Below are 16,807 nucleotides of genomic sequence, written 5' to 3'. Positions count from 1 at the left end.
GCAATTATATCACTTTCTACATCGTGGATTAACCAAAAACGAACTATTTTTTCCCATTAACTTTGACTTACTACATTATATAACGAAGTCAGTCAAAGTATGAATACAAAATGACCAAATCGGTTTTACATTCAATAATAACAAATATATAGGAAATGTCATAAAAAATACAAGTATTTTCTCTTGGAAATACTTGTATTCCTAAAAAAATCCTCACAGCTTTTTATCATCTGTGAGGATTTCTTCTATTATATATCTACTTGTACTTCTACACCGAAATGATCTGAAATTACATTTCGGTTTGTACCATTAAAAATAACTTTTGAAGAACGAACTTTTTCACTTCGGTTACACAATATTAGATCGATTCGCAAATTATGTTTATTTTCATCCCAACCAGCAATCTCACCTTGGACAGTTGTTCCCTCATCCTTCTCTATTGCTAGTTCATATGTGTCGTACAAACCTTTTTGCATCATATATTCATAGCCCTCCCCTTGCAAACGAGCGTTATTATTAAAATCACCCATTAAGAAGGAAAGTTCATTGCTATCTACACGCTCCATCAAACGATTCACTTGATCTTTAAATGATTCTTCTTCATCATTCCACCAACCGAGGTGGCAAGAGTAAAACGTGATGTTCTTACCATTATAAGCAATTGTTGCACTTACAATTTTGCGTGTTTTCCAATACGTTGTATCTTTATTTTCTGAAATAAAGAACGTATCTTCTTTTACAACATTATGCTTCGTTATAATCGCTAATCCTTCTTCATACACATCATAACCAATATGAGAGAAATCCCAAGTAATATTGTAATCTTTTACATATAACGCTTTTAACTCTTCTAATAGTAAAAGTCCAAAATTATCTTCTTTCTTGTTACCGCATACATTTTTAGCCCCTATCGACTGACTTACTTCTTGCAATGCGATGACATCGTACTCTTCTTCTTGAATGACTTTAGCAAGATATTTTATCTTTTCTATTTGATTTTCTTCTTGCCAAGAGTGACAGTTTAAAGTTAGCAATTTCATATTATTACGCACCTAACATATCTTGAATGTCTGACTTTAATACGTCAGCTTTCGGACCATATACAGCTTGTACACCTTTATCTTTTACGATAAGTCCTAAAGCACCATTTTGTTTCCACTGTGCTTCTGGTGCAACAACATCTAAATCTTTTACTGTTACACGTAAACGAGTCATACAAGCATCTACGTCAGCAATATTTTCTTTTCCACCTAATAAATCAATAACTTTTGTTGCTAATGAACCATCTTGTACATTTCCTGTTCCCTCTGATGACTCATCTTCGTTATCAATGTAGTTACCTGCACGTCCTGGTGTTGGTAAGTTGAACTTTTTAATTAAGAAATTGAATAGTGTAAAGTTCAGACCGAAGAATACTAATGAAACGATAACGAAATTGATTAAATCTCTAGTTAGTCCTGCATTCACCATCATCGGTGTACGAGTAATTAGCTCAATAAATCCGAATGCGTGAACACGTAAGTTAATTAAGTCTGCTAATGCGAATGCAAGTCCTGTTGTAATTGCATATACAACATATAATACTGGAGCAATAAACATGAACATGAATTCAATTGGTTCTGTTACACCTGTTAAGAATACTGCTAACGCTGCTGATAAGAACATCGGTTTATATTTTGCGCGTTTTTCTTTATCAACATTACGGAACATTGCGAATGCAATACCCATTAACGCTGCTGATGAACCGATAACTTGTCCAGCTTTGAAACGAGCTGGTACAACATTATTTAGTAGATCGTTATATGCTTTTGTATCTCCATTTGCTAATAAGTTATTTAAATCTGTAATCCATGCAAGCCATAAAGGATCTTGTCCTGCTACAACTTGTCCAATTTTTGAGCCAGTTAACATCGTATATGTTCCGCCCAACTCTGTGTAGTTCATCGGAATCGTTAACATATGGTGTAAACCGAATGGTAATAGTAAACGCTCTAACGTTCCATATACAAATGGTGCAACAACTGGTGCACTATCTTTTGAAGCTGCAATCCAGCGACCAAATTCATTTAATCCACTTTGGATGAATGGCCATAAAAGTGATAATACAATTGCAGTTACTGTAGACCAAACAATTACAACGAATGGTACGAATCGTTTTCCGTTAAAGAATGCTAATGCCTGTGGCAGTTTGTTATAGTTATAATATTTGTTATATAAAGTAGCTCCTAAGAAACCTGTGATAATCCCTACGAAAACCCCCATGTTTAATGCTGGTGCACCAAGTACAGAAGTAAAGTAATCTTTTACAATTAAATCTCCTGCTAATACTGAAGAAACTTTCGCTTTTGAATCCGCTAACATTTCAGCGTTTACGCCAAATATAGCTCCTGTAATTCTGTTTGTTAAGACGAATGCTAATAGCGCTGCAAATGCACCACCTGCGCGATCCTTTGCCCAAGATCCCCCAATTGCTACCGCGAATAAGATGTGCAGATTTGTAATAATTGCCCAACCGATGTCTTCCATTACGCGAGCGATCGTATGAACTGCGTTAATATCCCCAGCAGACATCCCGATTAACTTACCGATAGAAATCATTAAACCAGCTGCTGGCATTACAGCTACAACAACTAATAACGCTTTCCCGAACTTTTGCCAAAAATCAAAAGACGTAATTTTCATCTGTTCTTCCTCCCCTTTATTTATAACAACATAATGATTTAAATTATAATTTCTGTTCCCTTTATGAAAACGATTCCTCATTTTAATTTGTTCTTATCCTTTACGCAACCGTTTTCATAAATCTATTTTAATAAAAGCGTTTTCACTTTGCAATAGAAATTTATTTTTTTTCATAAAAAAAGATGCTCTAAGAGCATCCTTTTTTATTATGAAATGCGATAAACCCTTGTTTCATAAGGCTTTAAAGCAATTGTTGTTACTTCTTCATGTTCTGCAACTTCATAGTTATTTAAAAGCAAACGTTTGCATTCTAGCGCGAATGAACCCTCATTATATACAGCTTCCTCTTTTGAGATATTACTAATTACGACTATTTTTTCATCGTTTAATGTACGAGTATATGCATAAATTTGCGGATCATCTTCTAAAAGTAAATCGTACGTACCATAATTCAGTACATCGTGCTCTTTTTTCAAGGCAATCATTTTCTTATAGAAATTGAAAATAGAGTTCTCTTCACTCTTTTGCTTTTCAACATTAATTTCTTTATAGTTTGGATTCATCCCAAACCAAGGGGCACCTGTTGTGAAGCCAGCATTCATCTCATCGCTCCACTGCATAGGTGTACGTGAATTATCGCGGCAAGAAGCCCATATAATTTCCATCATATCTTGATGGGATACGCCCTCTGCAATTTTCTCGCGATATAAATTTTTAATTGCTACATCATCGTAATCTTCAATGTTTGGGAATTGAACATTTGTCATCCCAATTTCTTGTCCTTGATAAATAAACGGTGTACCGTGCATAAAGAAATACATTGCTCCTAAAGCTGTTGCACTTTCACGCCAATATTGTTTATCATCTCCCCAAGTTGAAACGATACGTGGCTTATCGTGATTCTCAATATATAAAGCATTCCATCCTTTATTTTCTAACCCTTTTTGCCATTTCGTTAATACTTTTTTCAGCCCTACAACATCAAGATCTTTCTTCTTTTCTGCATCCCATAAACTTAAATGTTCGAATTGGAATACCATATTGAACTTACCTTGCTCTTCTCCAACCCAAAGCTCAGCATCTTCAATCTTAACGCCATTCGCTTCACCAACAGTCATAATATCGTACTTAGAAAACGTATTTTCTTTTAACTCTTCTAATAAAGGTTGAATACCATCCACATTCATATGTTTATCAAAAGATGGTACATACTTTAGTTCTTTTGGATTTGGCATATCTTTAAAGCCATCTTCTTTTTTAATATGGCTGATCGCATCCACACGGAAACCATCAATTCCTTTATCAAGCCACCAATTAACTGTATCGTATAACACTTCGCGAACTTCTTTATTCTCCCAGTTTAAATCTGGTTGTTTACGTGAGAATAAGTGTAAATAATATTGTCCTGTTACTTCATCGTATTCCCATGCCGAACCATTAAAAATACTTTCCCAGTTGTTTGGTTCCGCACCATCTTTACCATCATGCCAAATATACCAATCACGCTTCGGATTGTCTTTAGATGAACGAGACTCAATAAACCATGGATGTTCATCACTTGTATGATTAATAACTAAATCAATAATAAGCTTCATATCACGCTTATGAACTTCATCTAGTAAAGCATCGAAGTCTTCCATCGTACCAAACTCATCCATAATATCTTGATAATCACTAATGTCATAACCATTATCATCATTAGGTGACTTATACATTGGACAAATCCAAATTACATCTATACCTAAATCTTTTAAATAATCCAGTTTTGCAATAATACCTTGTAAATCCCCAATACCATCACCATTTGAATCCATAAAGCTACGTGGGTAAATTTGATAAGCAACCGCTTCTTTCCACCATGTTTTATTCATAGTCATTCTCTCCTTTTGCATCCCATCGGAAATTTTTATGCAAACGTTTTCGTAACACTATCATAACAAAATATGAATAGTTTGCAACTGTTTTCATTGAACTCTATGTAGATTCCTTATTCTTATGCTTTATTTATTTCTCACAAGAGCAAATCTCATTCCTCATCTGCTCTTGTCCACGCACGTTACATATGCTTTTCATATATTAATAAAAAGCACTGCTTATTTTAGAAAGGAGTGATAAATTGAAACAAACAAAATTAACAGGTCGTATCGTTGTTCCTTCAGATCCTAACTATGACATAGCCCGAATGAACTTAAATTTAAGTATTCCAAAACTCCCTTGCATTATTGTTTTTTGCCAAAATAAAACTGATGTATGTAACGCCTTAAAATGGGCACGCGAGCGTCATGTACCATTTCGCTTAAGAAGCCGACGTCATAGCTATGAAAATTTTTCTCTTTTAAATCGAGGACTTATTATTGATGTGAGTGAAATGCATCGCATTACTGTTCATACAGATACATTAACAGCAACAATTGAAGCTGGTGCAAACCTTGGCACTGTTTATAAAGAGCTTTGGAATTATGGTGTGACAATACCGGCTGGTACAAGTGCAAGCGTTGGAATTGTTGGATTAACACTTGGCGGGGGCATCGGTATGCTTTCACGCTTATTTGGATTAACATGTGATCAATTAATAGAAGTTGAAATGGTACAAGCATGTGGTAAATTTGGAGCAAAAATCATTCGTGCAAACGAACATGAAAACCATAACTTGTTTTGGGCATGCCGCGGTGGTGGTGGTGGAAACTTCGGAATTGTTACTTCTTTAACTTTTCGAGTGCATCCTATAAAGAATGTATCAATCTTCTCCATTACATGGGAATGGGAAGATTTTATCGCTGCATTTCAAGCGTGGCAAAACTGGGCGCCTTATATAGACGAACGTCTCACTTCATCAATTGAATTATTCGCAAAGCAACGAAATAAAATTGAAGTAAAAGGTGAATTTGTTGGCCCTCCCTCTGAACTCCATTCCTTATTATCTCCTCTTCTTGAAACTGGTACCCCCTCTCTCTTTATAGATGAAGTTCCTTATATAAAGGCTGTTGAATTTTTTAACAGTGGTAACATCCCTGAAAATTTCAAGCGCTCCGGTTCCTACGTATATAAACCTATTCCTCTTAAAGGAATTCAAATCATGCAGTATTTTCTTTCACATGCACCAAATAAAGATGCGAGTATTTGGCACCAATCGCTCGTAGGTGCTGTTGAAAATATTCCGCCTACTGAAACAGCTTATTTCCATCGCAAAGCAATTATTGCGCAAGAATACATTACCTCTTGGAAATGTGATGATGAAGAAAATCGAAATATACGCTGGGTTAAAGATTTACGAGAAAGCTTAGATCCTTATACACTAGGTGACTATGTCAATTGGCCCGATATCGACATTAAAAATTGGCAAACTAGTTATTATGGCCCTAACTTTCAAAGATTACGTAAAGTGAAAACCATATATGATCCTTGCAACGTTTTTCGTTTTCAACAAAGTATCCCACCCTTTCATACGTAAAAAGGAAGAACAAAATACCGTTCTTCCTTTCTACATTGAAAATCTTTCAATTGTCTGTTTCAAGTCTGTTGCTTGTTTCTCTAAATCCTTTAATAATTGATCGATCGCTATCATATTTTTAGATTGTTGCAACGTTACACGTGCTACTTCTTGTGAACCAGCTGACGTCTCTTCAGCAATTGCTGCTACAGCCTTCGTCTGTGCACCTGTTTGATGAATATGACTCACTTGTTCATTCATATAGCTACTAATTTGCTTCGTTGCATCCGCTACTTCCATAACACTTGATGACATTTCTTTTAAAATTAATTCGGTAGCTTCTCCACGTTTCGCCTCTTCCTTAGCTATTTTCACTTGTTCTGTCATTTTCGTTGCAACTTGTTGCACTTCCTCTTGCATATTCCGTAATAACTGCGATATATTTCTTGCAGAATGGTCACTTTCATCTGCAAGTTTACGTACTTCTTCAGCTACAACGGCAAAGCCCCGTCCATGCTCTCCAGCACGAGCAGCCTCAATAGAAGCATTAAGTGCTAATAAATTCGTTTGGCTAGCAATCTCACTCACAACAGATACAATATGTTCTACTTGTTTCATTCTTTCCTCTAACTTCTGTACATTTTGCATTGAATCTTCATTTTCTTTCGCCAATGTTTGAATACCTTGAATTAAAGACGTAAAGACACGAGTACTATGCCCTAAAGCTTGAACCATTTCTGAAGACAACTCATCAGACTGTTTTGCTTTCTCTTCTACTTCACTTGCAATAGAAGTTGTTGTATCAACAGCGGAAACAATCGCTTGAATTGATGCCGCTGATTGCTCAGCGCCAGAAGAAATCTCTGCAAGAGTTTCAGAAACACCTTGTGCTTGTTTCGTTGCTTCGCCTGTTTGTTTTCTAATTTGCTGTACTTGATTGTTTGTATACGAAAATGTTGTATCAATATTTTTTACCATGCCCCTTAAGTTCCCAAGCATCATATTAAATGCAACGCTTAAAGATTTAATTTCATCATCAGTCTTCGGTAACGGAACATCTTCACGAATGTCTCCTTCAGCCGCTTTTCTCGCCGCCTCCTCTAACTTCCGAAGCGGTTTAATTAAAAATATGGCTGCTCCATATGCTAAAATTCCAGACCATACTACCCCTAATAACATAACGATAATATTATATGCAGTTTGACTTACATAACCTTGAAAATAATCATATATCACATAAATAAAAAATATACTTGTTGAATATGTAATTAAAGCTAAAACTGTAGTGAATAGCATAAGTTGTGTACGTAAGCCAAAGGAAAATGTCTTCCTTTCTTTTTCCATCTCTTCTTTCCCCCTTTGTATAAGTAATATAAGTACTACCTATATATTATTATCCATATTTTCATTATAGAAGGATATAGAGATTTCAAAAAATTATTATTTCCTTTAATATCAAATCCACGAAAAAAATAAAGGATTCTGACAATTTGTGACTAATAACAGAAATAAGGGGCAACATTTGTAAAATATATTTTTGACTGGGGGTTTTGTATGATTCAGGTTCGAAATCTAGTAAAATCATTTGGCTCACTTGACGTTTTAAAAGGAATTGATTTAGAAGTACAAGAAAAAGAAGTTGTCGTTTTAATTGGTGCCAGTGGTTCCGGTAAAAGTACATTACTTCGCTGTCTTAACTTTTTAGAAATGTACGATGAAGGTGAAATTCACTTACAAGGTGAACGAATTGATCCAAAGCATTCAAATTTAAACAAAGTCCGCGAAAATGTCGGTATGGTTTTTCAACACTTTAACCTCTTTCCTCATATGACCTCACTAGAAAACATCATAGAAGCACCTATTCATGTAAAAAAATTAGAAGCAGCAAATGCAAAAGAAATCGGAAATCAGCTTCTGCAAAAAGTCGGCCTACAAGATAAAGCAGATGTAACGCCCCATCTCCTATCAGGTGGTCAAAAACAGCGTATTGCTATTGCACGAGCGCTTGCTATGAATCCTAAAATTATGCTATTTGATGAACCTACCTCAGCTTTAGACCCTGAACTTGTTGGAGAAGTATTGCAAGTTATGAAAGAACTTGCTGAAGAAGGAATGACCATGGTTATTGTTACTCATGAAATGAATTTCGCAAGAGATGTAGCTGATCGCGTCATTTTTATGGATGATGGAAAAATTGTAGAAGATGCTCCGCCAGCACAATTCTTTTCAGCTCCATCACATGAACGAGCGAAACAATTTTTACGCAACGTTTTATAATATAACTTCTGTTTCAAACGAAAAGAAATACATTCATACGGTGCACAACTAATCATCTAAATAAAATATTTCAATAACATACTTAAAACCATCCGTATGATCAATATATAGGAGGGGTTTTATGAAAAGAAAACTATTAACTATTGTTGCGAGTATTACATTATGCGCTTCCTTTATACTAGGAGCCTGTAGTAAGGAAAGTGCTACTACTTCTTCAAATGGTGAAAAAGAATTTCGTTATGCGATGAGTGGCTTATATAAACCTTTTAACTATAAAGAAAATGACGGAAAACTTGTCGGTTTTGATGTAGAACTAGGTGAAGCACTTGCGAAAAAAATGAATATGAAACCAACCCCTATTACAAATCCATGGGAAACGCTAATCCAAGGTCTCAAAGCGAAAAAGTATGATGTAATACTAGGCAGTATGGCAATTACAGAAGAACGCTTAAAAGCTGTTAATTTCTCAAATCCTTATTATCGTTCTGGTGCCCAAATTTTTGTAGCTAAAAAGAATACATCTATCTCTTCTCCAGAAGATTTAAAGGGTAAGAAAATTGGTGTTGTAAAAGCTAGTACCTTTAAAGACCTTGTTGCAAAACATACAGATCAAATTACAGAATACGATAGCGATATTACTGCACTTATGGACTTAGAGCCTGGACGTATTGACGCAGTAATTACAGATCAAATGGTTGGTTTACGCATGATCAAAGAAGGTAAATCAAATATAAAAGAAGCTGGAAAACCACTAAACCTTGATGAAATGGGAATTGCTATTCGTAAAGATGATAAAGAAATGGTCGAGAAAGTAAATAAAGCTTTAGATGAAATTATTAAAGATGGTACGTATGAAAAAATCAGTAAAAAATGGTTTGGCCGTAATATTCTTGGTGAAGAGGAAAAAACGAAGTAATTTAGCCCTTCAAAGTTTCCATAAATCATGCCCCACTTTGTGTGGGGCATTTCATTCTCTACTAAAATCTATACAATATGAGGTGAAACGCATGTTTGAAATTTTTATCTCTACCTATCCCACACTCTTAAAAGCTACTATTGTCACATTACAATTAACACTAACATCCCTATTACTCGGTTCACTAATTGGATTACTATTCGCTTTCTTTCGAATCTCTAACAATAAAGTTTTAAATAGTATTGCTCACGTATACATCGCCATTATTCGTGGTACACCTTTAATTGTTCAAATCGCCATTCTCTATTTTGGGATTACATCCGTTGTTGTTTTTACTCCTTTTTGGGCAGGAGCCATTGCTTTAGCAATTCATAACGGTGCATATATTACTGAAATTTTCCGAGGCTCTATCCAATCTGTCGATCGTGGGCAAATGGAAGCTGCTCGCTCTCTAGGTATGCCGTATCCTTTAGCGATGCGCCGTATTGTATTACCACAAGCATTCCGTCAATCGATTCCTCCTTTAGGAAATCAGTTTATTATTGGATTAAAGGACTCTTCCCTCGTTGCATATGTAGGATTGTCCGAATTATGGGGATCAGGTTTATCCATTGCTGCAGGTAACTTCCAACAATTAGATACATACATAATTGTTGGTTTATATTATCTCGTGCTGGTTCTCCTATTCACTTACCTTGTTAACCTTTTGGAAAAACGACTACAACGAAAAGAAACTAACTCCGTCCAATTCCATACAAAGAACAAAAAGGAAGTCTCTTTATAAGAAAAAGCAAGCCTGAGATGGCTTGCTTTTTCACTGTAACATATATCAATTTTTACTGATTTACTTTTTTAATACTCTCTTCTTCCTCTATATGTTCCTCACGATATGAAATATTATGAGGATCTAGCCCATTTCCTAAAGAACCATAGAAATGCTCTCTATGCGGATCCACTAATTCACTTCCTTGATAATACACACGTGGTGTATTCCATAGCGCTGCCAAAGCCTTTGTCATCGGCATCTCATGATAGCGTTCCGGCCACATTTCTTTAATTTTCTCTTTTACTAACGGGTAGTATTTAGAGCTCATAGCAGGGAACAAATGATGTTCTGTATGATATGAGAAATTGAAGTGTAAAACGTCTATCCAACGCGGCACTGTTACTGATAAACAGTTTGCTAACGGATCATTTACTGGAACAATTGGATTTAAGCGGTGATTTGTTGCGATATATGCCATTACAATAAAGTTAGCAATTAACAATGGAATCACATATGCAAATAACCATTTTCCAGGTCCCATAATAAACAATAAACTAATCCAAACAGTCCAAGGCAAAAGAAGTTGAAGCCATACAGATTTTTGATTGGATGACTTAAACTCTTTTATAAAATGAAAGAACATTCGAGTCGAATGCAATGTAAATTGAATTGTTAGTGACAGAAAACTAAAGAATGAACGTACATGAAGAGGCATGCGATATACCCAGCTCAAAAACTTACTCTTTTTAAGCTTCTCAAGTGTAGGCCATGCATCTGGATCATTCTCTTCATGTTGTGTATGAACGTGATGCGTTGCATTATGCCACTTTCGCCAAAGTTTAGGACCTGTTGATAATGGCATAAATGCAATCGCTCCTAAGAAATCACGAAGCCATGCCTTTCTTACAACAGTTCCATGTAAAATCTCATGCCCTAAAAACCCAAGTGAAGCAAAACATAATCCAAGAACGATTGCAATTCCTAGATTAGCCCACACATTCAATTCAAATACACCAATCGATATTAACCCCGCCAATGCCACAAGCAAATAAGCCAGTCCACCAAACAGACGAGTAGGAACTGGTTTAAATGCCTTTTTCGGCAAATGTGGTGATACACGTGCTGCATACCACCCAAACGTATGAAGCTCCTTCATCCTTTTGCCCCTTTCTTATGCCGCGCCTTGCGCAACTTACATATATCAATTCTTGCTTCCAGATTGATTTTACTAGGTGATTAAAAAAGCCTCTATTATAAGGAAAATATACTCACTCTATCGTCACTTACTTTTCGCTTTTATTATCAATGAAAAACATTTCTCTTTTTACTCTCTATCAACCTTTCCACATGATAAATCATATCAATAGAATTTCCACATTGTCAATAACTTTTATGACCTAGTAATAAAAGTTGGTTATATTTTTATAATTATACTTTATTTCACTAAAGAAAAAACATAGATTTTATAAGGTTTCATCCATTATGCATATACGTACTTTGCCATGCTATAGACTCTATCTTATTCAAGAACTCTCTATGTAAACAACAAATACACTCATCTAAATCTAGTTTTACACAACTTCTACCTCTTCATACCGACAACATCTGATAATTATATTAAGATAATTTCATCTTTCTTTTAAATAAAAATAGCCTCCCTCTCAAACAGCACACATGAATTTCATATCATATGGAAATATTAAAAGGAAAATTGTTCTAAATCAGGAGGTTTCCTTAATGACAAGCGATACATTTCCACAATTCCCATCATCTTATTGGATTGAATCTACTCAAATCCCGACTTTTCCCCCTTTATCTGAAAATATAAAGACAAAAGTTGCTGTTATCGGTGCTGGTATTACAGGTATTACTACTGCCTATTTACTTGCAAAAGAAGGCATCGATGTTGTATTACTTGATTCTGGTCTTATTTTAAACGGGACGACTGGGCATACAACAGCAAAGATAACAGCGCAACATGATCTTATTTATGATGAATTAATCAATCATTTCGGTATGGAAAAAGCCGGGCTTTACTATGAATCAAATAATCATGCTCTACAATTTATTAATGAAACTGTGCAAACATATAAAATCGACTGTAATTTCTCAAATGAAGATTCATATTTATATACAACTACCGATAAGGGATTAAGAAGTTTATCGAAAGAATATGAAGCCTATCAAAAATTAAATATACCTTGTGACTATGTTCAATCTCTATCGATTCCAATTCCAGTACAATCTGCACTTGTCATGAAAAATCAAGCCCAGTTTCATCCCCTTCTTTATTTGAAAACACTTTTAGAAAAGTTTGTGGAGATGGGCGGAAAAGTTTACGAACAAACGACTGCTATGGATGTAGAAAAAGGAGATTCTCCACAAGTCATTACAAAGGGCGGACATCGCATTACTTGTGAATATGTTGTCTCTTGTTCACACTTTCCTTTTTATGATGCGAATAGCTTTTTCTTTACGCGAATGTACGCAGAACGCTCTTATGCTCTTGCTATTAAAGCAAAAACAGATTATCCAGGTGGCATGTATTTAAGTATTGATGACCCAAAACGCTCCTTACGCTACACAACAAGCAATGGGGAAAAATTAATTTTAATTGGCGGAGAAAGTCATAAAACAGGACAAGGAATAAACACGATGCTTCATTACGAAGCACTTTATTCTTTTGCGGAAGCAACGTTTGGAATAGATGAAGTTCCTTATAGATGGTCAGCACAAGATTTAATTACGCTAGATAAGCTCCCTTATATCGGACATATTAACGAAAGTAATCCAAATATATTTGTTGCAACTGGATATCGTAAATGGGGAATGACAACTGGAACTGCTGCCGCTCATTTACTGAAGGATTCCATTCTAAAAGTAGACAGTCCATATAAAGAACTGTATGCACCATCACGCTTCCATGCAAATCCAGATATAAAAACGTTCCTCTCCCAAAACCTTGATGTTGCGAAACATTTAATTGAAGGAAAGATTGAAACTGCATTACGTAAACCAGAAGATCTCGAAGTTGGTGAAGGATCTGTCGTACATGTTAATGGGAAACGAGCAGGTGCTTATAAGGACAAAGATGGAAAATTACATATTGTCGATACAACTTGTACACATCTCGGCTGCGAAGTTGAATGGAATAATGGTGATTGTACTTGGGACTGTCCTTGCCACGGTTCACGCTTTTCAATTGAGGGAGATGTTATTGAAGGTCCGGCAGATCAACCGTTAAAACGAGTTGATAATGAGTAAACAAATAAAGAAGTTCAACAGAATGACTGTTGAGCTTCTTTATTTGTTATAAAACCTTTTCATATAAATTCCGATACAAGAAGGAAAATATTAACACCAAATAAAATAATATACTCATCTACAAATTAAAAGGGGGAATACTATGCAACCTTCAGCTCCACCTCATCTAGAATCTACAGAAACTATCTTTTCGAGCTCTATTACAAAACTTGTTGTTTTTATTTGTTGGCTAGCTATTCTAGCTGATGGATATGATTTAGGTATTTACGGTGCCGTTCTGCCAAAGCTCCTAGAAGACAAAAGCTGGGCACTTTCGCCGGCACATGCTGGTACAATTGCTAGCTATGCTTTATTTGGTATGTTTATTGGCGCTATTCTAGTTGGAACCATTACAGATCTAATTGGACGGAAATGGACGCTTATATGCTGTTTAGCACTTTTTTCTATCACAATGGGCCTAGCTGCACTTGCTCCTTCTCCCGAATTATTTGGTTTATCTCGGTTTATCGGAGGAATCGGATTAGGTGGTGTTATTCCAACAGCTTCAGCACTTACTGTTGAATATTCACCAAAAAAGCGACAATCTTTTATTTATGCTCTTATGTTTACTGGCTATCCTTTAGGGATCGTGTTAGGCGCTATTTTGTCGATGTTTATGTTAGAAGGTTTCGGATGGAGAACTATGTTTGGCATCGGAATGATTCCACTACTCCTTATTCCTTTCATTATTCGTTATTTACCTGAATCCATTCAATTTTTATTATCACGTAATCGCCAAAAAGAAGTTGACCAAATCCTTAATCGTTTTCAAATTGAATTCTATGTGAAAGATGAAACGCATCAACCCTCATCTAATATGCGAAAGAGAAATGGATTTCTTACTTTATTCTCAAAAGAATACAGAAAAGCAACGCTGCTCTTTTGGATCACTTATATAATGGGTATGTTTTTAATATACGGTTTAAATACTTGGTTACCTCAGATGATGCGACAGGCAGGATACCCTCTTGGATCTAGTTTATCATTCCTACTTATGCTAAATATTACTGCCGCTATCGGTGCATTATTTGCTGGAGCAATCGCCGATCGTATAGGAGCTAAAATTGTTATTAGCATCTCCTATCTTATGGCAGCTATATGTATTGGACTATTAACAATTAAACCATCTGTTACAATCATCTATCTTTTAATTGGTCTTGCTGGAATTGGATCAGTTGGCATTACTCAAATATTAAATGCATATGTAACACAATACTTCCCATCACATATCCGAGCTACTTCCTTAGGCTGGGGACTTGGACTTGGCCGAGTTGGCGCAATTACTGGTCCTATTCTTGTCGGTATTATTATGACAATGCAATATGACTTAGCATGGAATTTTTACTTATTCTCATTTGCAGGTCTTCTTGCAGCTATATCTGTTTTCATTATTCCTACAAAATAAAAAGAGCACAAACTTACTTGTGCTCTTTTTCGTATACCGCAAACAACATATCTCGAAACAATGTATTTAAACTCTCAATATCGATCCCTGATCCCTTTTCAATTCCTTTTACGTATTGCTGATAGTAATGAATTTGTTCTTCTAAAAATTGATTCAACACCTCAATTTTCAATCCAACATCTAATTCAGTACCTGCCTTTTTCTTTATTAACAACCGTTCAATTTCATCTAATACGCTACGCTCTATTGATAATTCTGTAATTAATCGATCGAATTCTACAGGAGGCAAAGTTGTTTTCTCCTCTAGCCACTTACAAGCCAAAATAGGACGCAATACATAAAAGTACTTTTTCAATTTTACATTCTCACCTTGCAAAAATTCACGATAATTTTTTGAAGCCATATGTAAGTAATGGTATATCGTTGCTTTTGGATCAAAATTCTTTTCACTCATTTGCTGAAGCTGTTCTGGAAAATTAGAGTTTTTCGAATAAAAAATGGGTGATCGAATCCATTCGAGTAAAGCTGGGTTTGACTTTGCAAATAGTTGTAACGCTTTTTTTATATCCCATCCGCTTATATCTAAATCATCACTAATCGGATACTCAATTACATCTCGTTTATCATGAATGGATAAATACCATTCTACCGGGTGCATATAAACGAATCTAACATCATAATCACTATCTTTTGATGGAAATCCCCATGCACGACTCCCTGACTCCACAGCGAATAAAATTTTCACATCATTTTCTTTCTCAATTCGTTCTAACTCCAACTTAATTTTCTCTCTCATTTCATACCCTCTCCATTTTTTGATTATTTCCTTGGAAATTCGACAAATATATTACTAAGTTTACTACATACTAAAATAGCTGTCAGAAAATTTCCGACAGCCTGTCAAAATTCGTTATTTTTTACTTGTTCTTTTCAGTTACACTAACCGCAATTCGTTCAAACTCTTTTTGAATCTCCTCTTTGTATGCATCTACTTTTGAAAAATCCATAGCAGCAATATAAATTCGTTCTAATTTATCACGAACTGATTTCGCTTTCGCTAAAAAAGACATCGCCTCATTCATTTTTGCTTTATATTGAATAGAGACGTCACGAATTTCCTCCGCATACTTCTTATCCGTCCCTGGTGTTACAATAAGGGCATACATATCTATAATTTCATCACCTTCACGGCTCGGAAAATATTCATGTGGTGCGGTGCTATCGAAAATCGCAAACCCTAATTCTCTTACGATAACCATATCAAGACTATTTGGATCAAACCCACAATGATATACTTCAACTTCAAATCCTTTTTCTTCTGCTACCTTAGCTAATTTTTTGAGCATTGTTGATTTCCCAGAACCTGGGCGTCCTTTTATAAAATAACGATGTGGTAATCCTTCTGTTAAATTAGGAACAAAATCAACTGCTCCTTTCGGTGTAGCTGCTCCTAAAAACCGATGTTTCACAAGCGATTGTTTCCCAACTCTATCTGTAAATAATTTCTGAATGAGCTGCTCGGTTAGTTCATTCGCTTTATTAAAATCAATATTACTAATATATATTTTCTCCCACTCATCATGTATAACTAATGCCTCGTTAAAACGAGCGTAAGCAGCTTGAAAAGCTTTGCTTGCTTCTGAAACAAATCGTTCAATTTCCACTTTCTGCTTTCTTAACTTATCTGAATCCCAAGCAATCCCTAAATTAATATACTCCTCGACAACTCCTGGCATTTTTGGCTCAATAACATGCGGTGATGTTCCATCAACAATTCCTACTTTTAACTTCGGGATAATGACACCATCAACCGATTTATTATCAGAAGAACAGTGTAAAAATTCAATATCATATCCCTTTTCAACCCATTCACGACCTATTGCCTTAATTAAAGAAGATTTTCCCGTTCCAGGTCCACCCTTTAAAATAAATAATCTGTTTAGTCCTTTTAAATTCTCTTCATATAAATTATGAAATCCTCTAGCTGTATTTCCACCAGCATAATAATTCAATACATTCCCTGTCACT

The 16,807-nt window shown here is 35.4% G+C and carries 12 protein-coding genes and 2 pseudogenes; 6 read left to right on the top strand and 8 right to left on the bottom strand.

Going from position 1 to position 16,807, the window contains the following annotated elements; genetic code table 11:
- Window positions 1-248 precede the first annotated feature (248 nt).
- The 3 genes from MR083_RS09785 to MR083_RS09775 form a co-directional block, all read right to left on the bottom strand.
- Window positions 249-1,040: an endonuclease/exonuclease/phosphatase family protein gene (locus MR083_RS09785; protein ID WP_000771972.1), complete on the bottom strand. Its 792-nt coding sequence runs from the start codon at window positions 1,038-1,040 to the stop codon at window positions 249-251.
- A gap of 4 nt (window positions 1,041-1,044) precedes the next feature.
- Window positions 1,045-2,682, bottom strand: coding sequence for a PTS transporter subunit IIBC (locus MR083_RS09780; protein WP_000705540.1), 1,638 nt, complete (start codon window positions 2,680-2,682; stop codon window positions 1,045-1,047).
- Window positions 2,683-2,888: 206 nt separating this feature from the next.
- Window positions 2,889-4,553 carry a glycoside hydrolase family 13 protein gene (locus tag MR083_RS09775; RefSeq protein ID WP_242269093.1) on the bottom strand — a complete coding sequence of 555 codons (1,665 nt, stop codon included), beginning with the start codon at window positions 4,551-4,553 and terminating at the stop codon, window positions 2,889-2,891.
- 245 nt (window positions 4,554-4,798) lie between these two features.
- On the opposite strand from MR083_RS09775, the gene MR083_RS09770 reads away from it, so the two are divergent.
- Complete coding sequence (locus MR083_RS09770) at window positions 4,799-6,133, top strand: FAD-binding oxidoreductase (protein WP_242269091.1); 1,335 nt, start codon at window positions 4,799-4,801, stop codon at window positions 6,131-6,133.
- Between the two features lie 30 nt (window positions 6,134-6,163).
- On the opposite strand, the pseudogene MR083_RS28345 reads toward MR083_RS09770, so the two are convergent.
- Window positions 6,164-6,736, bottom strand: a pseudogene (locus MR083_RS28345) (methyl-accepting chemotaxis protein); the annotation flags it as partial.
- A 369-nt stretch (window positions 6,737-7,105) separates the two neighbouring features.
- Window positions 7,106-7,291 (bottom strand): annotated as a pseudogene (locus MR083_RS28340) (HAMP domain-containing protein); the annotation flags it as partial.
- 375 nt (window positions 7,292-7,666) lie between these two features.
- On the opposite strand from MR083_RS28340, the gene MR083_RS09760 reads away from it, so the two are divergent.
- From MR083_RS09760 to MR083_RS09750, 3 genes are all read left to right on the top strand, one after another.
- Window positions 7,667-8,389 (top strand): amino acid ABC transporter ATP-binding protein, encoded by a 723-nt coding sequence (locus tag MR083_RS09760; protein ID WP_000616944.1) that lies wholly within the window; start codon window positions 7,667-7,669, stop codon window positions 8,387-8,389.
- Between the two features lie 121 nt (window positions 8,390-8,510).
- Window positions 8,511-9,305: an ABC transporter substrate-binding protein gene (locus tag MR083_RS09755; RefSeq protein WP_242269087.1), complete on the top strand. Its 795-nt coding sequence runs from the start codon at window positions 8,511-8,513 to the stop codon at window positions 9,303-9,305.
- A gap of 91 nt (window positions 9,306-9,396) precedes the next feature.
- Window positions 9,397-10,089 carry an amino acid ABC transporter permease gene (locus tag MR083_RS09750; protein WP_000461541.1) on the top strand — a complete coding sequence of 231 codons (693 nt, stop codon included), beginning with the start codon at window positions 9,397-9,399 and terminating at the stop codon, window positions 10,087-10,089.
- Window positions 10,090-10,141: 52 nt separating this feature from the next.
- Here MR083_RS09750 and desB read toward each other — a convergent pair whose 3' ends face one another.
- Entirely contained in the window at window positions 10,142-11,227 is a 1,086-nt protein-coding gene (gene desB / locus MR083_RS09745) for a Delta(10) desaturase DesB (protein WP_000661214.1), read from the bottom strand.
- Window positions 11,228-11,808: 581 nt separating this feature from the next.
- Here desB and MR083_RS09740 point away from each other — a divergent pair.
- Together MR083_RS09740 and MR083_RS09735 are read left to right on the top strand one after the other, a co-directional pair.
- Window positions 11,809-13,335 carry an FAD-dependent oxidoreductase gene (locus tag MR083_RS09740; RefSeq protein WP_000199953.1) on the top strand — a complete coding sequence of 509 codons (1,527 nt, stop codon included), beginning with the start codon at window positions 11,809-11,811 and terminating at the stop codon, window positions 13,333-13,335.
- 142 nt (window positions 13,336-13,477) lie between these two features.
- Window positions 13,478-14,779 carry an MFS transporter gene (locus tag MR083_RS09735; RefSeq protein ID WP_242269085.1) on the top strand — a complete coding sequence of 434 codons (1,302 nt, stop codon included), beginning with the start codon at window positions 13,478-13,480 and terminating at the stop codon, window positions 14,777-14,779.
- Between the two features lie 13 nt (window positions 14,780-14,792).
- On the opposite strand, the gene MR083_RS09730 is transcribed toward MR083_RS09735, so the two are convergent.
- Window positions 14,793-15,575: a nucleotidyltransferase domain-containing protein gene (locus MR083_RS09730; protein ID WP_049113706.1), complete on the bottom strand. Its 783-nt coding sequence runs from the start codon at window positions 15,573-15,575 to the stop codon at window positions 14,793-14,795.
- A 121-nt stretch (window positions 15,576-15,696) separates the two neighbouring features.
- Window positions 15,697-16,806: a PRK06851 family protein gene (locus MR083_RS09725; protein WP_242269083.1), complete on the bottom strand. Its 1,110-nt coding sequence runs from the start codon at window positions 16,804-16,806 to the stop codon at window positions 15,697-15,699.
- Window position 16,807: the final 1 nt, after the last annotated feature.

The organism is Bacillus cereus group sp. BfR-BA-01408, from assembly GCF_022663305.1.
GTDB lineage: Bacteria > Bacillota > Bacilli > Bacillales > Bacillaceae_G > Bacillus_A > Bacillus_A pacificus.
Note: the sequence above shows the minus strand (reverse complement) of the source record. Positions and strands in the feature narration are given on the sequence as shown.